The organism is Bradyrhizobium genosp. P (assembly GCF_049949265.1).
In the GTDB taxonomy this organism is placed as follows: domain Bacteria; phylum Pseudomonadota; class Alphaproteobacteria; order Rhizobiales; family Xanthobacteraceae; genus Bradyrhizobium.
Genome location: NZ_CP188195.1, coordinates 2,926,152 through 2,946,400 on the forward strand (window position 1 = coordinate 2,926,152; position 20,249 = coordinate 2,946,400).

Consider the following 20,249-nt stretch of genomic DNA (forward strand, 5'->3'; position numbering starts at 1 on the left):
CTGACAGCACCGATCGCGCGACCAGGTCTCGAAATGAAATAGGTTTTGTTCCTGGCGAAAGTAGCCGAACCTCCCGTTCTGTCCCGCTCGAGATGGGCCCTGAACCGTCAGACGTGGTGACTCCGGCCGCTCGCATGGAACGCGGCGCACCAAGTCGGGAAGTCAACTTGTCGGGCTCCGGTGGTGAGCCCGGATCCAGCAATCAAGCGCTGCGCCGGCGAGCTGCGCTGGTTCCTTATCCCGAAGACGCGACGCTGATCGACGCGGCGGCCCAGGCGACGAAGGCCAATCTTGCGGCGCGGCATCCCTGGGACCAGCTCCGGACTCTGTCACAAATCTCCTGTGCCGCTTATTATCTTCGCAAGTTTAGCGATTGGCTTCGAAGAGAACATAAAGAGGCGATAGCCGGCCGCCTCGACGACGACTCGGTCAATGAAGATTGTGCGACGTTCCGACGTGCGCACCCCAAGCGCTCCCCCAGCGCTGGCTTGAGGATGCTTCGAAGCCACGCTGGCACACCCGGGTCCAGCGCTCGTCCTCCGCTCCGGCGATCCGCGCTCGTTTGTTATCCCCAAGACGCGGCGCTGATCGACGCGGCCGCCCAGGCGGCCAAGGCCAACATCGCGGCGGGGCGCCCCTGGGAGCAGCTCGGGCGTCGGAAACTCGCCTCCAATGCGGCTCATGAGCTTCGCCAGTTTAGCAACTGGCTCCGAAGAGAGCACAAAAGCGCCATAGCTGGCCGCATCGGCGAGGCGTCGCTGCAACAAGATTCCATCTTGTTCTCTCGCGCCTACCCGAGGAGCTCCCTCAGTGTCGGCTTCATGATGCTTCAAAAGCACCGTGGCGAGCCCATGCCCAGCGGTCAAACGCAGCGCCGGCGAACTCGGCCGGTTCCTTATCCAGAAGACGAGGCGCTGATCAACGCGGCGGCCGAGGTGGCCAAGGCGAACATTGACGCCGGCACGCCCTGGCCCTTCGTCGGAACTCGCAGAAGAGTCAATCAAGCCGTTAAGCATCTTAAAGAGTTTAGCGGGTGGCTCAAAACGATGAGCAAAAGGGCTATCGCCGACCGCCTCGACGACGCCTCGCTAAAAGAAGACATTACGACATTCTATAATGCTGAGCGCCGGTACAGCGTGGACTCCGGCGTCAGGATGCTGCGGGAGCACGCGAAGGACCTCGAGGAGTTCGCCGCAGGCCTGGAACAGCAGCTTGAAATCGTTGAGGCACCGTCGGCGGCCGGAGAAGGCACTTACCAGCACGGCCCGCTAAAGTCCGTCTTCGCGCAATTATTTGGGGAATCGCCGCCACGGGAATCCCCACCGTCGTCTCCAGGATTGCGCAGCGGCGGTTCGGATCGTAACGCAGCCACATCGCGCATGGTGCGTGACGATGCTATCGATGCGCCGATGCCCGACATCCCTGAGCAATTGCTATCTGCACGATCCGGTGGTTCGCACTCGAGAGAGGACGCTCATCACAGCTCGCTGCAACCGCTCTTCACGCAGCTGTTCGGGGAATCCCCGCCGCCATCGGAATCACCACAGTGGTCTCCAGGCTTGCGCGGCGGCTCAGATCTTAATGGCGCCATGTCGCCCACAACGCGCGACGCTGTGGCGCGTGAGGATTTCGGACAAATCGTCGGTCTTGGCTGGAGTCACGGCCCCCAAGCGGCCCCGGACGTTCTGATCGGTGCCCTCAACAGAAGAAGCATTTTGCCGACTCCGCTCCAGCCGATGATAAACTTCTACATCTGCGGTCAGCCCTATACTGCGCAGCTTGGGAGAGGGATCAGGGAAGTGAGCCCGAACAATCCGCTGGGCGTGAGTATCACCCTGATCCCTCTACTTAAAGGAGGCTGATTACCGTCCTTGCAGATCTAGGAGCTGAGTAGCCGAAGACCTGGGCGTTCTCAGCTCCAATTCGATTCGCCGACGCGCGTTGGAAAAAAGGACAGAATAACTCGGCGCACTGGGGTCGGGCGGCATCGACGACTGGAATCCCAGATACGGAGCGTGGGGTCGGTACTTAATGTGATCTCTGTGCAGCTGATCAGCCAATTTTTCACCCACCGTACGCAGCTGTCGGCCGCGTTCTTTAACGAACTTGGGGTCGATGGATCACAAGGACGCGGCCGCCTGGCCCCGATTCGGCCGTGTACGGCTCACGGTGGATGTAGAAACGTGTCATCGGAACCGCCTGGGTCGGCAGAAGTCTGAACTCTCCCAGTACACTGATTAGGAAGTCGTTCGCCACTTGGGGTCCGTGGATCCAACCAACGCCGAGTCTCTCGCCGATATCGGGTGGCCCGACTTCATTCATGTGCTCAACTCGAGGGTGGGGTAGCTGCCCTAACTCCCTGTATCCAGGGGTGAGAATAATGTTTTCGCCTTCCGGGTTGTTGGGGGTCACGGGCGCCCGCCCTGGCCACAATACAGCAGCATAGCGCATAGCGTTGATAAGCACACTTTGCGGCCGTAATAGCGTGGGCAGGAGGCCGCTTTCCCGCAATGCCGCGATCAGCGGGTCCGGGGCAAGGCCGCCCCCCCAATTGGGGAGGACATAAGCTCCGAAATCACGCTCTGCCTGCCCAGCCCCTGCGCCGGCTGCAATGGTCGGCCTATCCAACGGCATTGTGGGCGCCAGTGGTGATGACGATGGTCCGGCGTCTTCGATGCCCTGAAACATTGCACCCCTCGCACGAGCCCAGTTCTCGGATTTGACCTGGCGGTGAAAATCCCGAAGCATGTCGCGCAAATTCATGAGACGGTTACGAAACCCGCCAATCGCGGGTGCGTCGCGTCCAAAATAGGCGTCTGCATAGGCTTGCACGTCGGTATCCAACGACGGCAGCGCGATCCGGTCGACCATTGGGGGTCTGTTGGTCTCGCGGATCCACTCGAGGAAATCGTACATATCGCCTGCGGCATGGTCGGCGCCGCCGGAGCGGTGGTTCGGGAGCTTCTCAGTAAGCCAATTCCAAAAGTCCTTATGGAGTGGCCAATCCACGTCATGGGGGCCGGAAACTTGATTGGAGCCGGTGCGGTTACCGCTGTCACCACTGTTACCGCTGTCGCTGCTACCGCTGCTGTCGGCGGTATCGCCGCTACTGCGGCTGCCCGACGACGTCCCGGCTCCATCAAAGCCCTGAAACATCACATGCCTCTCACGAGCCCAGTTCTCGAAATGCCGGTCCCGAAGAATATCTCGCAGGTTCAGGAGGCGGTTACGAAACCCCCCAATTGCCGGTACATCGCGCGCTATATAGTCGTCTGCATAGGCCTGCACGTCGGTGTCCAACGACGGCCGCGCAATCCGGTCGGCCACTGGCCGTCTGTTGGTCTCGCAGATCCACGCAAGGAAATCGTACATATCGCCTGCGGCAATGTCGGCGCCGCGGGACCGGCGGCCCGGGAGCTTCGCGGCAAGCCAGTTCCAGACGTCCTCATAAAGCTGCTTATCCACCACATAGGGGCGCGGCCACTGATTGGAGCCGCTGCTACCGTCACTCACGCGAATCTCCGGCAAAAAGGTGCAGTGGCATCGCATGCTCCCTCGATCCGAAGCGCGCACGTTGCCTGAGTTCGGTCGAGGGCCGTCTTGCCAGACGTGTTCGAATTGAAAAGAGCGCGATTCACTGCCGCTCCAATTTGCTCGCGATCAATCTTCCAACAGCCCACACTCCGTCATTCGGCAACGCCATATGTGATGCAATGACCATGAGGAATTCGACGACGTCGACCATCTGAACTTCTCGAGACTCGTTCTCGCGTTCGCTCGAAGGCAGTTCTATTGGAGCAATAAACGAGTCAATCGGCTGCCGTATATCGCGATCGACGAGAATCTCAAATCGCCAGCTCATCTGCGCCTCATGCTCTGCTCCTCGGACCCTTCATGTCTGCGCATGGACAAGAGTCAATGGCTGTCCTGTCCGCTCGTAATGTCCGCGCCCTCGATAGATCCGGGGTTATCTCGGCCTCGCATCCAAGGCGGTCACAATCTTCAGTGGCGCGTCTAGGCATGAATCGATCATGACGTGCCTCCTCTTTAGGAGCGCAAGGCGCGTCGCGCTTTTTTCTGAGGTGCGCAGGCCAGGAGAAGAGATCACGATGCCAGAAAGTGAAACGACCCATCTGCCCTGTCCGCTCGATCACAAGCACATTCTGTTCAATGATCGACATGTCTGTTTGTCGGGCATTGTTAGAATCGACGTACCATCTTCGATGTTGTGACTCACCGAACAGGCTCGCCATCAGCCGTCGAAGGCCTCTCTTGGGCAGCCTCGCGCGGCACGTCACTTGCTAATCATCTTGGATCGTCCCTCTGAAGTTCGGTTTCAAAAATAGCCAGCCTTGTCGAGCGAGAAATCATGGGATGCAGCGAAAGACCTTATATCAGGGTTCGACCAGCTTGACTCTTGTCCAGTGTCCGACAGTCGCGCCACCGCTGTTGGATTGACAACACCTATTTGGCAAACGGCAGCGTTTCAAAACCCAATCAGCGGCTCAAATAAGGAGATGCCATTGGCACGGTTGTTGCTATTGATGGGATGCAAGGACATTGATGGGCTGAGTGCACGAAACGCAAGAGGAACGAGGTTCTCTTTCCCTCGAACCCGTCTGCATCGTCTTGACAAGGAAACCCATCGTATCTTCCACCGAACCAGAGAGCACTCACAACAGGCGCATAGGCCAGTCGACCGGCTTCACAACAATGGCGCGAAAGAGGCGGTCAAACCTAGCGGCGCAGGCAATTCGAATGCAACACCCGGGTGTCGATCCGTGCTGACGGGCAAGGCTCGCGGTGAGACGCATCTTGCGTTCGGAGCATTGGAGAGAGCGATGAACTCTTCAACATCAAGGGCGGTAGATGCGCGGCTGGGACCTGCATCACGGCGCCGCTAGCCGATCGCCATACCTTATGCACGGCAGCGAAAAACTGACATCGGGCCGGCCGCCTACCATCTCGCCAGCGGAATGGCCGGTTTCGCTTCAGGTCCTAAACCGTCGCGACCGTATCGAGCCTGTCGGCGAGTTCGTCGAGCACCTCGACGGTCCCGTGTCTGCCTCGGCTGTGGGCGCTTGCTGCTGTCGTAAAACGAGTAGGGTAGGAGAGATATCGTTATCATCAAGTGCTTCGGCTCCCAAGCGCCCCTCGTTCCGTGGCGCGGTGACAAGCGTTGTTAGCACTGCCGCAGTTTGATTTGGTGCACCAATGACCAACGAATCCAATCTCAGCATTGACTTGGAGATTCGCAGCAAGCCCGGCATTGAGCTTGACGTCCAAGGCTTCGAAGGCACAGAGTGCATTTCTTTGCCGTTCAGCTACGTGATCTACGCCACGACATCGAGCGATGTCGACACCGGCTCTTTGATAGGCGAGCGCGCCAAGCTGTCTGTAAAAACGGCATGCGGGCGATGGATTACCTCGGGCCTCTGCGCCCAAATCGAGGAACTCGACCCTACGGTGACTAACCTGCGGGTGCTCCAGTTTGTCCTGCGGCCGCGTTTTGCCGTCGCCGAGCTCTCAGTTGCGAGCCGCATTTATGGTCCAGGCCAAGCGATGGGCGTCGATGACATTATCAAACTGCAGTTGAGCAAGGTCAGCATCAGCATTCCGAGCGAATACAATATTGATCGCTATCCCAAGCGAAATTATGTTGTGCAATACAATGAAAGCGATTTGACGTTCATTTCCCGCCTTTGCGAACGAAATGGAATTTTCTATTTCTTCAAGCAAGAAGACGACGGTGAAACCGTCGTATTCGGCGACAAAAATCTGGCCTTCCCCAACGTCAAGTTCGGCGCCAAGTCGACGCTGCCTTATGCGCGCCAGCACGAGCGCAAGCCACCGCGAGGCGTTGACGAAGCCGCCGTTCGGTCGTTCCGGCAGCGCCGGGTTCTCTCGACAAAGACGATTGCGCTCCGCGATTACAACGAAACGGTGCCTTCCGTCGTGTCCGTCGATAAGCAGGTCGGACAAGGCAGCGGTTTCTTAGGCAAAGCCTCGCGCTTCGGCGGGCATTTCGCGAACGAGACGGAAGCGACCGCGCTGGCCCGGATCCGTGCCGAACAGATCTGCGCGGGCCAGATAATGTACATCGCCCACAGCGACGCACCGGAACTGCGCGCTGGCGTCATTTTCGAACTGGAGGGCCATCCCCGCTTTGACGGTGAATATCTCGTCATCGCCGCGGATCACTCGGCCTATCGCCCGGCGCCGACCGGATTCCGCGGGCCCGGGCAGGACGGGCGAGCTTACCAGAACATGGTCCATTGCATCCGCTCGGACGTGCCTTATCGACCAGTTGCGATGACGCCTGTGCCTCTGGGCGTCGGCCTCCACACCGCCACAGTCGATGGAGAGGCCTGGAACGGGCGGGCTGAGATTGACGACCAGGGCCGCTACACGCTGCGGTTTACGTTCGCCGATGAACCGGCCGAGGGCCGTGGTAGCGATTACGTGCGCAAGCTCGAACCTTATGTAGGTCCGAATCAAACCGGCTTGCATTGCCCGTTGGTGCCAGGCACGGAAGTCCTGGTCAGCTATTTGAACGGCGACATTGACCGACCAGTCGTGATCGGGGCGGTCCACAACCCCGATATGAAGGGAGGAGTGACATCGGACACGCACTTGTTCAATCGGCTCAAGTCGCAATCTGGCGCCTCGATCGAGATGTTCGACGGATCTTCGTGATTTCTTCTCCTCATGGCGCATTATGACCCTCTGGTGTCCAGCGACACACGAGATCGACCCGCTATTGGAAGCGGTCACCAATACGGCACGGGCGACCATCTTGCCGAGCGCATCGATCACCATACCGCCGCCGTCGACGGATGGCATTTGGTCGCAACGGCTTCGTGACGGACGAGAAGTTCGCCTCAAATTGTCGGCGCACTGTCTCGAGCAGGAACAGCGCGGTCCGCGCGCGGTGCTGGTTTACGCACTGCAGGGCAATGCCGTTGTCGATAACGGCATGGGTTACCGTGTGACGGGGCAGGCTGTCCTCGACGTCGCCACGCGTGCATTTCTTGATGTCAAGTGTCAATTGGAATGGGTCGGCCCAGTTACGCCGTGACAGTTCGCTGTCACGATCGCGACGACGTCGTCGCTCGATGGTGTCGGTGTCTGGAAAACCGCGCAGTGCTGTGCCGTCAGATCCGGAAAGGGCTCGCGATATTAGGTATTTGATGCCACGGCTCTTGGCATGGATGTTGCGATATCAATTGTGCCGGCGTATGTCAGAAAATGGGAGCCGAAAATGTCACTTGACGCCTACTTGAAAATCAAGGGAAAGAAGCAGGGCGAGATCTCCAAGGATGCCTCTAAGCCGGACAGCATCGGGCAGGTCGCCAAGGGTGACTCGGGCAAGCAAGGGAAGATCACCATTGTCGCCTTCACCAGCGGCATCATCGTTCCCCGCGATGCCACGAGCGGTGTCGCCACGGGCGCTCGCAACCACCAGCCGGTGCTCTTCACGAAGTTCTTCGATCGAGCCTCGCCGCTACTATGGCAGGCGCTGGCTACTAACGAGGTGCTCGAAGAAGTGGTTTGCGAGTTCTACCGTACCGACCCTGGGGGCATGCCGCAGCCGCAGAACTTCTTCCAGATAAGCTGGAAGAACGCGACGTTAGTCGAAGGCAAGGCCTATGTGCCGCTAACGATCAATCCGCAGAACAACTTCTTTCAGAACATGGAAGACTGGTCGTTCACCTACAAAGAAGTGAAATGGGAGCACGTTCCCGGCAGCACTAGCGGCGAGGATAAATGGTGACAACGCCGACACGTTCGCGCTGTCGCCGTTTTTCCGCACCAACGAAACGCTATGCTCCCCGCCAAGCCAAACACAGCGACTTGGTCCCAGCACCGATCGGACAATGGCGGATATATTGCGTATATTCCGACGGGTCTACAGGTTTCGGAGGTGGCGATGCCGGGTCTGCTTCGTCGCAGCGTGTGGACGCTGCGAAGAGCAGGTAGATTGGTCCAGCTTTGCTCGACAGAATGTTGGATCGAGCTTTGCCCTTCTGGGCCGCGCGGTCGAACCTTGCCGGTCCGCTCGTTTGGGAGTTCCACAAGTCATGCCCGAGCCTCGATGGGTTTGTTCCGTGCTTCATCAATGCCGTCAAATGGCGCCGGAACGCTCTTCTCCAATCCGATAGCCGTCACCACGTATGCTGATCACCGGCGATAGATGAAGCAGGCGATCAAGAACTGCGGCCGAGCAGTTACAGCCAGACGTCGTACGTCTGCACGACATCTGCGGCCCCGTCGACCCGGTTTATATTGTTGAAGGGGGTCAGCAAATTCTCCTCCGAGTCTGGCCAGATCAAGCCAGACCGCTGACTCCTAGATAGAGACGTTCTCATGGGCGGCAAGTCTCGTGTGATGCCGCTCGGATTTCACTCCAAGGCCGCGCACATTCCTGACGCAATCGGCGATCGCCGGCTTCGTCATTGGTCGGATGATGAGCTCCCGCCTCGTCCAATGCTCGATTGCCCCGGCAATGCTGATGCCGCCGAGCGCACCGTTAACTCGAAAGCGATGCTGGCATGGCATTTGCAAGTTAGAGCGCGGAGAGCGCCGTTGCTCACATCTTGCTGTCCTCGAAAGCGCGAAGGGAGGAAAGTCGCTCACCGCAAACGGGAAGCTTGACGATATCAGCGCATGCCGAGGGACATTGATGAATTCCAATTCGATCAACGCGGCCGGACAACAGCATGGCAATGCGAGCGCACAAGCCACTTCACCAGCGCATACACCGACTGCGTTAGATGCTGGATTGCCCGCGCCAGAGACGGAAGGCAATGCGAGAGCGGGCACTATCCGCGCGAACGAACGGTGCAAGGCCTCATCGTTTGTCAAAGCGCGCGCCCAGCTTGCCGCAACGCTGGCCGGCGCGAACGTTGAGGCGCTCAGGAGCGAAATCAGGCAGGCAGAGCTCCGATCCGCACAGTGGACAACAGCGAACGGGTCTCCAGCCGACGCTTTCGATGGTAACCGCATTCTGAACGACGTGGTCGCTTCGTCGTACTTGCAACTCCAGCGTTTCCAAGACCATGCAGGTCATTGCCTGCCGCTGCTGAACGTCGAACAGACAGGCATCTCGCATGCGCGTGATCTGCGTTTTTGCAGTGTCCACCAGGAATATACTCGGCGACAATTTCTCGCGCGCACGGCTGCGGCTCACACGAGAGGTAATAGGGTTTCTCCTTTTGTGTCATTATGCGCTGACTCCTCACAGCTGCTCGCGTCGCCGGATGCAACCGGACGCGAAATCGCAAGAAGCGCTAGGAGGTTGCACGCCTACACTGTACCTAGGACCATGATATGGACGCCGGAAGGTATCATCACTGTTCTTGTGCAGGGGGACTGCGACGATCTTCGCTATGATGCTAATGATATAGAGTGGTTGAACGGAACACCGACCTCAGAGTCCGAAGCGCTGTTTCTGGGCGGCAATCTCGATGATTATCAGACCGCCAGCGAACCGAATCCATACAGAACGCCCACGCCAGGAAACTAGACCGAGTGTAGGCGATCCACTTTCTCTCATTCCTTTTCTGGGTGTACAATATGCAGCAGAGAAGGAATGTGATTTCGGCACTAGCAAGGCTGCGTGTCGTCGGTCCCGTGAGGGCGCAGCGGGACGCTCGGCCGGACGGCTCCCGTCTGGTGCAGACCCTTTCGGCGCTTCCGCAATGGCAATGCGTCGACCGACAGATCATGTTTGAGTTGATGCCATCGAGCGCGATCGGGCGACGCCACACTGGCAGATTCTGCGGGGTGCGCCCGCCCCTTGCCTACCGGTCTTTTTGTAATCGCACGTCGGCAACCTGACAGAGGGATGCGCCTGCGATGTCGCATTATGTGCGGGTCAAGTGACAGGTCCGGTGGCGCGCATCAGGCAGGTTGGTCATGTCGACCCCAACCGGAAAGTCCAATCGACAATCCGGTCTCCCTAGCACTCTTGAGCGGACCTCGCGATCCTCAGCCTTGAAGATACCGCAGCCTTCCAGACGTGCTCGTGGAAGCACGCTACTCAATCGCTCGTTGATGCAGCAGCGCCTCAAGCCGACGCCGCCCTTCATTGATTGCCCCAGCCCAGTCACCGAGTCGTTCCTGCACGACGACTTCGAACGATGGGTACCACAGTGGCTTGCCGTCTGCCTGAGCCCAATACCAGGGATAGCCGCACGGCACGAAGACCACGCCGGGAACGCCGAGCGCTCCGGCGATATGGACGGCGAAGCTGTCGGGCCCGACCACGGCATCGAGATTGGCGATCGCTGCGATCAATTCCGCTGGGCGCTCGATATGCACACCAGCATCGATCGGGCGACTCCATCGCTTCATGTCGTGCCGTTGCGCCTCGGTCACCAAACTGACCGGCGTGACGCAGTTAGGAATCACGGCGGCGACCTGCTCCATCGATAGGCCGAGAGCGCCACTCTCCCACACGACGCCTACCAAAGGCCTTGCGAAAACAGCCAGGGCATCACGCCATTTGGCGGATAGCTCGGCCTCAGGGAGCAGGTAGGGGATCCCATCGGCAATGTTGCTGGCATCGTTCGACAAAACGCGAAATAACGACTGCAGCGGCATAGCGGAGAGCTCGGGCGTCACCTCGTCGAAAATGACCTGCTCAGCAAGGCTGGTAAGAAGAGCCTGGTAACGTGGCTCCGCGACCACATGCACGTCTTGCTGGCTCGCCAGCCGACGCAAGAGACGAACGAGTGCGACGAATTCGAGGGCGCCCGTCGTCGGCGGTACGGCTATCCGCGTTACAAGCGCCGAGGCGACCGGCTCGGGCGTCGGGAAGCGACCGAGCGTCAGTTCAAGTGTCGTCTGTAGAGACTTCGCTGCTTCATTTTCAGGTCGCGTGTGCACGACGTGCCTAACAAGGTTGAGCGATTCATCGAACCGGCCAACGAGCTGCAGGACACGCGCCAGTGCAAGCACGGCGGAAGGATCAGATCTGCGAGCGCGAGCGAATTGCGTCAGTTGCGCGATGCCTTGGTCCACCTCACCCTTGGCAATCGTAACGCGGGCCAGGATTTCGCGGGCTCCAACATGAGCAGGCGCATAGGCGAGCAACTTCCTGCAAGTGGCCTCCGCTTGGGGCCACAGTCCAGTTGCGGCGCGGCAATAGGTCAGATGCAAGAGCCTGGCCGTATCGAGCGGGGCGCGCAGATGCGCCCGTTCGGCAAGGCTAAGCGCCTCGTCGAGGCGGCCGCGTTCGAACATGAGCACCGATAAGTTGCCGAGCGCATCGGGATCGTCCGGAGCAATCTCAAGCGCACGAAGCAGGGCGGCCTCAGCCGACGAGCTGTGGCCCAAGGCGAACTCGATGGCGCCGAGTTGAAGGAGGGCCCGCGCATTCCCAGGCTCGCGTTGGACAACGATCTTTGTCACCGCGCAGGCTTCCGCAACCTTGCCGCGACTCAACAGGGCATGAGCGAGCGCTAGCTTGATCTCCTCGTTGCGCGGCGCGAGAGCGGCCGCGCGTTCGAGGCAGATCACCGCCTCCTCAGCGCTGCCGAGCAATCCGTGGGCGATGCCGAGATTGGTGGCGATGCCCGCGTGTTCGGGGTGGAGTGTCGCCGCTTCCGCAAGCATGTCGAACGCGAACTCGATCCGTCGCCGCGCAAGCGCCAAAGCGGCCCTTGCATTGAGCGTATCAGGATCGCTAGCGGCGACGACCTCCTCGAGTAGTGCCTCCGCCTCCTCGAGACGGCCGGCCGCAATAAACTCCCGGGCCGTTCTAACCCGGTCCTGCCGGGTCGGAGTCGGCGTGCCAGTGGGTGGCATCTACGCTATGCAACCGTGACGCGCTTGCCGTCGAGGCGGAGATCCTCGCTCACCGCGATCACTTTGCTGTGAGCCATCTCGGTGGCAATACCGGTGACCCTAGTGGCCTGGGTTTCGGTCTGCAACGAGTCGATATGCTCGATCACCGCGACACGCTCGACCGCCTTTACGGTAAGCGACTCGGCGCTCGATTCCTGAATTCGCGCCGAGCATCGGACACGGTCCGCGATCAACGTGTAGAGCTTGCCGATCCAGGTGCTTTTATCCGCGAGCACGGCAAACAACTTGGCCTGCAGATCGATACTATCGGCGCGCAAGGAGAGGCGCTGGCGCGCGGCGAAAGTGATGGTGTCGCCCTCAATCGACATGTTGCGCCCCCCGGGCAGGCTGACCATGCCACCACCGGAAGCCGCCCGCTCGAGCACGGTCACGACGAAGACCTGTTCCACGTTGGTGAAGAGCAGTACCAGGTCCTGTGGTGTGGGCCGGACCAGGCAGCCAACAGCTACCGTCGCCGTGTGACGAGCGCCAGCGACTTCGACTTCCGCCGCCGTGCCGTCCTCGCTGACTGACACGACGCGAGCGGTGTGATGTCCAGGTTGAAGCAAGCGCTCGGCCATCGCCAAGATGTCGGTGTTTGTGGCGCGGATCGTCATCGTCATTCTTGCTCTCCAGGCGGCTATATGAAATTGATCGATTTCTTTTGTATGACTTCCTCATTGCCGGTGCTGGACATGATCTCAGCGTTTCGGGTCACAAGCTTGTGCTCTTCCGTGTTCGACTGTCCCTTTCTAAATTCTTCTTCTGTCATCGAAACGCTGGTCTTGCATACTTTGAAGTCGCGGCCGACCGACTTAAAGTCATCGACGGGAACGATCTTGCGATCGCTTGTCCTGAGAATCTTGGTATCGCTGTCAGCCGACTTGAAGTCGGGTCCAAAAACACACTTGGTCGAGCTTCCAATCACTTGCTTGATGTCGTTTCCTTCGACAATGTCGAGTTTGTTGCCGATCGTGATGGAGTTCATATCGCTGAGATTGAATGAACATTCTCGCGACATTTTGAAGGTGAACGCTTCTCCAAAGAACATGTACACGTTCCTGGCCATCGTCAGCGTGGTAGCTGCGCCTCTCATGCAGGTGAATTTGGTGCCCTGGAAGAATTCCTTGGTGTCGCCCATCGTGTGCTTTTCCGAGTTGCCAACGGTCGTTTCCAGCTTGTGGCCATTGTTGATTAGCTTGACGCGGTTCGAGGCCGTCAGGATGATGTCCGCAGGCGTACCATTAGCGCCAGCACTGATTGATACGCCATTCTCGGCGGAAATCTCATAAGTACCTTTCGAGACCCGATGTTGCGAGTTGCCGTCCGTGACCTCCGTAGTTTGACCTCGACCGATTTTGAGCAGTGCAGCGCCTTCGACATTTGCCTGAAAGTCCTTATTGGTGAAGGCTAGCATGCCGGCGTTGTCGCTTTCGTGTTTGCTGGTCGCAGCTGGACTTTCGCTAGTAGTTGTCGTGAGACCGGTGACGAGTTCTTCTTCTTCGCCCGAATAAGAACCGAGGCGCAGATAAGTTGACTTGGTCAGGGGAGAAGTCAGGGTTTCTGGAACGACCAGTCGCGTGTAGGCATTTGGCATAGCGGGTTTCCCAATCGTATGGCTGTCGGCACCTTAGCGCTGCGCCGTCAAGCGGGTTTGAGAAGGCGATATCGAAAGTCCGAACGCGTTCGGGTTGGCACCATTCTGCTTGGTCGGCATCCCCATTTTGGTTGCCGGTGATCCGCCGATTGACAAATTGTCCGACCCCGCCTTGGCACGGCCCGGACCCATGACAAGGCCAGAGATGACGCCGAGGGCTACACCTGCGCTATCACCCATCGATGTCGCGCGCTCGGTCGTCATGTTGTGTGCAGGCATACACATGATCAGGCACCGGGACTGCGTGGGAATAGCCGTCGTGTTCAGAGTGACGTTTGGGTAGGGGGTAGGCACGACGGCGGGACCGGATGGCGTGTTGCAGACGTCGGGAAACGCATGATCCTCCGCCGACATCGGGCCACTTGAATTGACAAAAGTCATCTGTCTAGCCTGCTCCGTTGAGAGGAATGACGCGGCTTGCATCGTAGAGTTCGGCGACGGCGCGTTCCGGCACGGTTTGCAGGGCACTCCCATATTGGCCCACGAACAGAGTGCCTTCAGTCGACGCGCAATGAAAGTCAGTGCGCAGAAAGCGCGCGCCGGAAAAGTCGCTGCCATCAATCTTGGCGTGGTGCATTAGCGCGTAGGACATGTCGGCGCGGGCAAACAAGGCAAACTTGGCCGATGCACGCGTGAAAACGGACGTTCCCAATTTTGTGCCCGAAAGATCGCAGCCGTCGAGGCTCGCTTCTTCGAAGATGCATTGCGTCAAATCGGCATTGCGGAGCCTTGCGGCTCGCAGGTTAGCCCGCACAAACAGCGCGTTCGGAGCGGTAGCGCAGGAGAGATCAGCGCCCACGAGGCTCGCACCCGCCAATACCGAACCGGAGAGATCGGCTCCGGACAGGTTTGTGCGGTTCAGCTTGGCGCCACTCAGGTTCGCTCGCGCAAGCTTCAGCCCGGAGAGATCCCGCTCCGACAGATCGCATTCCGAGAAAAGGATCGTGTCGCAACGAAGTCCCGTGACCTGTGCACTACGCAAATCGGCCTGAGTTATGGCTGCGTTCGTCAGCGTGGCGCTGTCGAGCACGACTTCGGCCAACCCACAATCCATGAGAGCGCTTTGAGATAGGGTCGCCCCGCGCAAGAGGCTGTGGGCCAACGCGCAACGCATCGCTGTCGTCTGGCTGAACCGCGTCTCGCTGAAGTCGCTATGCCTGAAATCCGATGACATGAACGTCGATTGGGTGAAGCGCGCCGCCTGCCAGTCGGATCCGCCAGCGCGACAACCGACGAATATGCACTTTTCAAGACAAGCGTCGGCGAAGGACGCGCCGCTGAGGTCGCAATCCTGAAACGTCATGCCAGTCAAGCGGGCACCCGTGAAGTGGCTGTTGCGAAAAGAAGAACTCAGCACAACGCCATCGTTCAGGCTCAGCCCGGATAGCGTCTGGCCATCGAGATTGGCGTCGCGTACCGGTAATTTATGGGCGATCGACTGCAGAAAGAGATCAATTGGCATGGCGCGTGACCATCAGGACGGTGCGGTCGATATTTGCGTTGCTCAAATCGGTCGCGGCCAAAGCAGCATCCATCAGGTCGGCGCCGTAGAGATTTGCATGGCGTAGGCTGGCGCCGGTCAGGTCGGCCTGATTGAGATGTGCCTCGAGCAGGTTGGCGGCATAGAAGTCGGCGCCGCGCAGATCGTTGCCGGTGAAGACGGCGCGTTTCAGCGATGTCATTCGGAAGGTGGCGCGCGCCAGCGTCGACTTGCCGAAATATACACCGTTCAGTCGAGCCATGGTGAAGTCGGTGCCGCTAAGGTCGGTCGCCTGAAAAGAGAGCGCCTCGCCGCTGCTGCGGCCGAAGTGGGCGTCGCGTAGATTGATGTCGCCGATGAAGCTGACTTGGTCAAATTGCGAGCTTCTGAGATCGAGTTGAGGCGCCCCCACCTTGAGAAAGCAGGTCTGCTCGAGTCGTGCGCCAGCAAAATTCGCGCCGGATAACGATAAATCCATGAACTGTCCGCGCTCAAGGATCGCGTTCTCCCAAACGCTGTTGTCGAGGGCGGCTCTAATGAAGGAGCATTGTTGTATTTGCGCACGGCGGAAGGTTGCCCCGATCATCGGTACCCGCAAAACCTGAAGCTCGGCAAGGCGCGCTTGGTCGAAGCATGCGCCCACCATGCGCGCGCCGAGAAGATTGGTGCGCACAAGTTGGCTGCCCGCGAAACGCGTTCCGCGGCAGTCGGCTTCACCCAGATTGGCTTCGGTGAGATCGGCCGCGCTTAAATCAGCATTGATGAGCGTCGCGCCGGTTAGTGCGGCCTTCATCAGCTTTGCACCGGTCAGGTTGGTCCCGTTCAGGTTCGCGCGTTCAAGGAAGGCGCCGGAGAAGTCCGCATTCGCGAATCGCCGCCGGGAGAGGTCGGCACCGGCGAGATCCCGACCGGCAACACTGCCGCCACGCCGGAACTCCTCTTCCACCAGATCGCCCAGCGCGCGTGCGACAGCTGGTGCCAGCGCCGTTTCCGGCTTGAGCGGCTTCGGTGAGGCGAGCCTTGCCGCGGCCATGCCGGCTGCCAATTGTCCTTCCGCTTTGTCGATCTCGGTCCGCAGCACCGTCAATGCTTTCGTAGACTCGATCTTCGCCGCGGCAATCTGTGCTTCGGGTTCATCAGCACTGGCCGTTTGATGCGGCGCACTTAAGGCCCCGAACGGCGCGCCGTTATCGGACGGTAGCGCAGGAATGGCTCTTCTGAGCGCCGCTTGAGCATCGGCAAGCGCCTTACGCGCTCGTCGGGTGGCGTCGGGCGGCGTCCCGGAGGCCTCGATCTGCGCCAGGATCTCGTCAATGGTCAGGTGCGGCGGCGCCTCCGCGGTGACGCTCCGGGCTTCTTCCGGCAGCACCAGCGCCGGAATATCGGGAAGTGAAAAGGCGTTATCCGATATCGCGTTGCGCATCGATTCGAGCGGTCGTCCAGCCGCCAAGTTAAAGAAACGAGCATGTGCAAGTTCGAATTGTTTTTGCTCGTCGAGCGGTTGCGGTGCCGCGCCAAGGATCTCGCCACGCCAGTTTTTCGCCCGCGCGAGCTTGTCTTCGATAACGCCGATGAGGGCCGGATCAGTGTCCGGCAGCGCAGGGAGTGGCGGAGCCTGCTCAAAGCTTGCGTCCATCGACTGCGCAGCGTCAGTGGAAGAGATCGCGGCAAGCAGGGCGTCGATGTCGCTTGATGCGGCGTTTCCACCGGCAATCTTTTCATAGGCGGCACGTATGGGTTGACATTGGGCGTCAAGCTTGTCGACATCGAATTCTGCCTTCGCCTGCAGCGTCTCCAAGGCGTCGAGGATCTCGGCCAATTCGATCTCGCCACTATCGAGTTCCTCCGGCAACAATTCCGGAATGCTTGACGGTTCGATCGACGGTATCTCGATCGTCGGACGCAGCGAAGGTGGAAGCTCAATGCCCGCGAACTCTTGCTCGAGCGCCCAGCGCATGGAGGCCAGCTGCCGCGCTGCGCGCTGTTCGGCCAATTGGCGACGCCGCGCTGAGCGGCGCTCGCGTTCGGCAACCGAAATCTCGGGGGCAAGTTGGTGCTCCGAAAAGGCATGGCGTGGGGCGCTCGTCGGGTCGAGCCGCAGCTGTCGGACATTCAGATAATGATCTAACGGCCGCGCTGGCTCGCCTTGTTGTTCGTAAGCGACCATAATGTCGCCAACGTCACTGCCGTCTAATTCCTGCACGGCGATCGCGGCGCGGTAGATCATGACGCCGCGGCAGGCTCCTGCGAACAGCCACAGGGTATCGATGCGCGTCGGTAGTTCCGTGACGCCACGCGTCGCATCGCTCCAGCCAACGAAGCAGCGCACGCGCAAGGTCGGCAGGTGGCCCTCGATTAACGGATGCGCGGCGGAGAAGTTCTGCAGCACGTAACGTTCTCCGCCGCTGATGAAGCCACTCAGGCGCTGGTCTGGCGGAGCGAACAGAAAAAGCCGCGGATCGGCATCGCTCGCCAGAGCAGGGGCAACTGATTTCAACCACGCGGTGTCATAAGTTCCCGCGTATTGCAGGCGTTCCTTATCATCAATCGCGATTGGTCCGAAGGTTGCGGGCGGTGCGATCGTGTCGATGAACTGAATCGCGTGCTCGGGGTTTTCTATGTTGGGCAGGGCCACCAGTTCGCCGGCCATGCTGCGGCGGAGAGCCTCATGGCCGGTACCCGTCCGGTTCGCCGCGCAGCCGGGCCCGCCAAACGCGCGTTGCCGCGTCAGCGGCATTTGCTGGAACGGTTGCACCGCTGTCGGTCGCCAGCCGGAGCCGGTCATCTGCCAATAGCGGTCGCCAGTCACCTGAAGATGCTTCCGAATCGGTCCGAGTGCAAAGCCCAACATCATGCGCTCGGTTATCCGTCCCTCAGGTGCCGCCGCATGTCCGCCGATAAGCACCTCCGCTTGCGGCTTGGGCATGCCGATGTCGAGAGAGGTGCCGGGCGGAAGCTCCTTCGCCGCCATCACCCAAAGCTCCTGCTCGCCTTGCAGACGGTCGGCGCCCGGGTTGGCGAGGTCGAACATCGCGAAGACCGAAATGATGAGGCTGGTTCCGGGGGGACGACGCTCGTATTTGGTCAACAGACCCAATGTGCGCGGCTTTACCAGAATGGGCATGAGACCTACCGAGACGAATTCGTTTTCAACCAATATCTCTCGACTGTGACGCACGTTCGATCCACCATGCGGAACGCGCCTTTGTGTCGCATACCAAGTCAGGTAGGCAGCAATTCGGCTCGGCGTCGCGTAAATGGTCGCTCCGCATCGCAACGGTTAATCGAGAGACAGCCGCGATTTGCTCCTGCGGATTCATCGGCTCGCAGGCCGCTCGAGCGGCCAGAGGATCGCGTAGGGGGGCGGCTCGCCGAAGAGTACAAGCCCTTCTGTCTGCAGAAAATCGGTGCTTCGTTCTCCTTGGGAAAGCTGCCCTCGGTAGCCGAAAGTTGTTGGCGCGCTCGGCGCCGGAGTGGCCACATTTGTCTTGCAGGTCATCGAGGGCCTACGTGGCACGCCCGTTATTCGAGGCGGGTCGCTGGATCTATTAACAGTCGACAAAGCGCACATGAAATCGTCGAGGCCGGTCAGGCGTCGGGTCGCAAATCTTCGGTGATCAAGCGTGGCAAATTGATCGAACGCCTAGCTAAACGGCAGATCAGACGAGAAGGGGTGACTTGTGAATCTTGTCGTCGTGTCGAACCGGGTTGCCGGCAGCGACGTCAATGAACCCAAGACAGGCGGGCTTGAGGCGGCGCTGGTTCCCGTGGTGCGACAATCCGGAGCAATTTGGGTAGGGCCATCGCGCCCTTTGGAGGCTGAAACGTCCGTCATGGCGCTCGGCGGAGGCAAGCTCGTGAGGGTGGATCTGCCTGCCGAGGACTATCGCCGATATTATGAGGGCTTTGCTAACTCGCAACTATGGCCGGCGTTGCATTCGCTGACAGACCGGATCTGCTTCTCGGAAGGCGATTATGACAGCTACCGTGTAATCAACGCCCTCATGGCGGACGCGCTGCTCGAGCATAGGGCGCGAGATGCGTTCTGGGTGCATGATTATCATTTCCTCACGCTCGGCGCTGAGCTGCGTGATCGGGGCGTCGACCGGCCGATCGGTTTCTTCCTGCACACGCCATGGCCGGCGCCCGACGTGCAACTGGTGCCGCATCATCGCGAATTGACCGAATTGATGCTTGCGTATGATTTGGTAGGCTTTCAGACGGACGAGGACCGGCAGAATTTCCTTGCCTGTGTCCGTGCCGATCTCGGGCTCACACCCAGCGAAGACGGCCTTGTGATCTCTCGCAGTGGTGGCGTAACCAGATGCCGAGTGTTTCCGATCGGCATAGATACAGAGAAATTCGCACAAGATGCTGCAGACGCGGGTTCGAATGCCGATGTCGCGTCGCTAATGGATGGTCTCGATCGTGAGAAGCTCGCCATCGGCGTCGACCGGCTCGACTACACCAAGGGTCTCGACAGTCGCGTCCGGGCTTTCGATCGCCTTTTGAACAAAAAGCCGGGCAGCATCTCGCTTTTGCAGATCGCCACCCCCTCGCGATCCAGCATCGAGAGCTACAGAGCCTATCAGAACGATGTCGCTGCTCTCGTCGACGATGTCAACGCACGCCATGGTGCGGATACCTGGAAGCCGATCCGTTACGAGACGAAGCCTGTGAGTCAGGCCGTGCTCGCGGGTCTCTACCGCGCCGCACGCGTCGGCGTGGTAACCCGTTGCGTGACGGGATGAATCTCGTAGCGAAGGAACATGTCGCCGCGCAAGATGCGAGTGATCCCGGCGTGCTGGTTTTGTCGAAATTTGCCGGCGCTGCCAAAGAGCTGGAGGGGGCGCTGCTCGTCGATCCGAACAACATCGATGATATAGCAGACAAGATTTCGGCGGCATTTTCAATGTCGCCTACCGATCGCACCTCGCGCTGGCACGACATGATGGTTGCGCTTCGAGCGTATCCCATCCAGCAATGGACCGCGGACTTCATTGCGGAGTTGGAGAAGATTCGGACCGAGAAACTCGCGGGACAGAGCGCGCGGGATGCGCGGGAGCCCTTCGGCTCGAAACGGAAGGTCGAGGGGAAATTAGCCGGCGGTGCGAGCCACTTGGACCCGCCGTGGCAGTTATCACGTCCAGCGTTCGATGTGCGGGCTAGGAGATTACATGATGATTTCTCGCATATCGTAAGCACGGGCTGGAACCACGGTCCCCCGCCGGCCCTGGATATCCTGCTCGGCGCGCTGAATGG

General features: G+C 59.6%; 13 protein-coding genes and 1 pseudogene. 6 read left to right on the forward strand and 8 right to left on the reverse strand.

Features of this window, described 5'->3' with window-relative positions; all coding sequences use genetic code 11:
* Window positions 1-167 precede the first annotated feature (167 nt).
* Window positions 168-1,862: a hypothetical protein gene (locus ACP2YO_RS14155; protein WP_426441382.1), complete on the forward strand. Its 1,695-nt coding sequence runs from the start codon at window positions 168-170 to the stop codon at window positions 1,860-1,862.
* 235 nt (window positions 1,863-2,097) lie between these two features.
* Here the strand turns inward: ACP2YO_RS14155 and ACP2YO_RS14160 are convergent, their stop codons facing one another.
* Both ACP2YO_RS14160 and ACP2YO_RS14165 read right to left on the reverse strand, forming a co-directional pair.
* Window positions 2,098-3,513 (reverse strand): hypothetical protein, encoded by a 1,416-nt coding sequence (locus tag ACP2YO_RS14160; RefSeq protein ID WP_426441383.1) that lies wholly within the window; start codon window positions 3,511-3,513, stop codon window positions 2,098-2,100.
* Between the two features lie 121 nt (window positions 3,514-3,634).
* Window positions 3,635-3,862 (reverse strand): hypothetical protein, encoded by a 228-nt coding sequence (locus ACP2YO_RS14165; protein ID WP_426441384.1) that lies wholly within the window; start codon window positions 3,860-3,862, stop codon window positions 3,635-3,637.
* 1,352 nt (window positions 3,863-5,214) lie between these two features.
* Here ACP2YO_RS14165 and ACP2YO_RS14170 point away from each other — a divergent pair.
* The 4 genes from ACP2YO_RS14170 to ACP2YO_RS14185 all read left to right on the forward strand — a co-directional run bounded on the left by ACP2YO_RS14170 (window position 5,215) and on the right by ACP2YO_RS14185 (window position 9,526).
* Window positions 5,215-6,696 carry a type VI secretion system Vgr family protein gene (locus ACP2YO_RS14170; RefSeq protein WP_426441385.1) on the forward strand — a complete coding sequence of 494 codons (1,482 nt, stop codon included), beginning with the start codon at window positions 5,215-5,217 and terminating at the stop codon, window positions 6,694-6,696.
* Window positions 6,697-6,760: 64 nt separating this feature from the next.
* Window positions 6,761-7,078, forward strand: coding sequence for a hypothetical protein (locus ACP2YO_RS14175; protein ID WP_426441386.1), 318 nt, complete (start codon window positions 6,761-6,763; stop codon window positions 7,076-7,078).
* 183 nt (window positions 7,079-7,261) lie between these two features.
* Window positions 7,262-7,774 carry an Hcp family type VI secretion system effector gene (locus ACP2YO_RS14180; RefSeq protein ID WP_426441387.1) on the forward strand — a complete coding sequence of 171 codons (513 nt, stop codon included), beginning with the start codon at window positions 7,262-7,264 and terminating at the stop codon, window positions 7,772-7,774.
* A gap of 909 nt (window positions 7,775-8,683) precedes the next feature.
* Window positions 8,684-9,526 (forward strand): hypothetical protein, encoded by an 843-nt coding sequence (locus ACP2YO_RS14185; protein ID WP_426441388.1) that lies wholly within the window; start codon window positions 8,684-8,686, stop codon window positions 9,524-9,526.
* 512 nt (window positions 9,527-10,038) lie between these two features.
* Here the strand turns inward: ACP2YO_RS14185 and ACP2YO_RS14190 are convergent.
* The 6 genes from ACP2YO_RS14190 to ACP2YO_RS14215 form a co-directional block, all read right to left on the reverse strand.
* On the reverse strand, window positions 10,039-11,658 hold the full coding sequence (locus tag ACP2YO_RS14190) for a tetratricopeptide repeat protein (protein ID WP_426441389.1): 1,620 nt from the start codon (window positions 11,656-11,658) through the stop codon (window positions 10,039-10,041).
* A 158-nt stretch (window positions 11,659-11,816) separates the two neighbouring features.
* Window positions 11,817-12,473: a DUF3540 domain-containing protein gene (locus tag ACP2YO_RS14195; protein WP_426441390.1), complete on the reverse strand. Its 657-nt coding sequence runs from the start codon at window positions 12,471-12,473 to the stop codon at window positions 11,817-11,819.
* Window positions 12,474-12,490: 17 nt separating this feature from the next.
* On the reverse strand, window positions 12,491-13,447 hold the full coding sequence (locus tag ACP2YO_RS14200; protein WP_426441391.1) for a hypothetical protein: 957 nt from the start codon (window positions 13,445-13,447) through the stop codon (window positions 12,491-12,493).
* 33 nt (window positions 13,448-13,480) lie between these two features.
* Window positions 13,481-13,981 carry a DUF4150 domain-containing protein gene (locus tag ACP2YO_RS14205; RefSeq protein ID WP_426441392.1) on the reverse strand — a complete coding sequence of 167 codons (501 nt, stop codon included), beginning with the start codon at window positions 13,979-13,981 and terminating at the stop codon, window positions 13,481-13,483.
* Window positions 13,893-14,969 carry a pentapeptide repeat-containing protein gene (locus ACP2YO_RS14210; protein ID WP_426441393.1) on the reverse strand — a complete coding sequence of 359 codons (1,077 nt, stop codon included), beginning with the start codon at window positions 14,967-14,969 and terminating at the stop codon, window positions 13,893-13,895. Before ACP2YO_RS14210 ends, ACP2YO_RS14205 begins: the two co-directional genes overlap by 89 nt.
* Window positions 14,959-18,144 carry a DUF2169 family type VI secretion system accessory protein gene (locus ACP2YO_RS14215; protein WP_426441394.1) on the reverse strand — a complete coding sequence of 1,062 codons (3,186 nt, stop codon included), beginning with the start codon at window positions 18,142-18,144 and terminating at the stop codon, window positions 14,959-14,961. The genes ACP2YO_RS14210 and ACP2YO_RS14215 overlap by 11 nt, the downstream gene beginning before the upstream one ends.
* Window positions 18,145-18,667: 523 nt before the next feature.
* Between ACP2YO_RS14215 and ACP2YO_RS14220 the strand changes: the two are divergent.
* A pseudogene (locus tag ACP2YO_RS14220) lies at window positions 18,668-20,025 on the forward strand (alpha,alpha-trehalose-phosphate synthase (UDP-forming)); the annotation flags it as partial.
* Between the last annotated feature and the right edge of the window lie 224 nt (window positions 20,026-20,249).

Bases quoted from the DNA above. Each gene is read 5' to 3' on its own strand.
- ACP2YO_RS14165 (WP_426441384.1), bottom strand. From the start codon at position 3,862: ATGAGCTGGCGATTTGAGATTCTCGTCGATCGCGATATACGGCAGCCG.
- ACP2YO_RS14170 (WP_426441385.1), top strand. From the start codon at position 5,215: ATGACCAACGAATCCAATCTCAGCATTGACTTGGAGATTCGCAGCAAG.
- ACP2YO_RS14180 (WP_426441387.1), top strand. From the start codon at position 7,262: ATGTCACTTGACGCCTACTTGAAAATCAAGGGAAAGAAGCAGGGCGAG.
- ACP2YO_RS14185 (WP_426441388.1), top strand. From the start codon at position 8,684: ATGAATTCCAATTCGATCAACGCGGCCGGACAACAGCATGGCAATGCG.
- ACP2YO_RS14195 (WP_426441390.1), bottom strand. From the start codon at position 12,473: ATGACGATGACGATCCGCGCCACAAACACCGACATCTTGGCGATGGCC.
- ACP2YO_RS14200 (WP_426441391.1), bottom strand. From the start codon at position 13,447: ATGCCAAATGCCTACACGCGACTGGTCGTTCCAGAAACCCTGACTTCT.
- ACP2YO_RS14205 (WP_426441392.1), bottom strand. From the start codon at position 13,981: ATGGGAGTGCCCTGCAAACCGTGCCGGAACGCGCCGTCGCCGAACTCT.
- ACP2YO_RS14210 (WP_426441393.1), bottom strand. From the start codon at position 14,969: ATGCCAATTGATCTCTTTCTGCAGTCGATCGCCCATAAATTACCGGTA.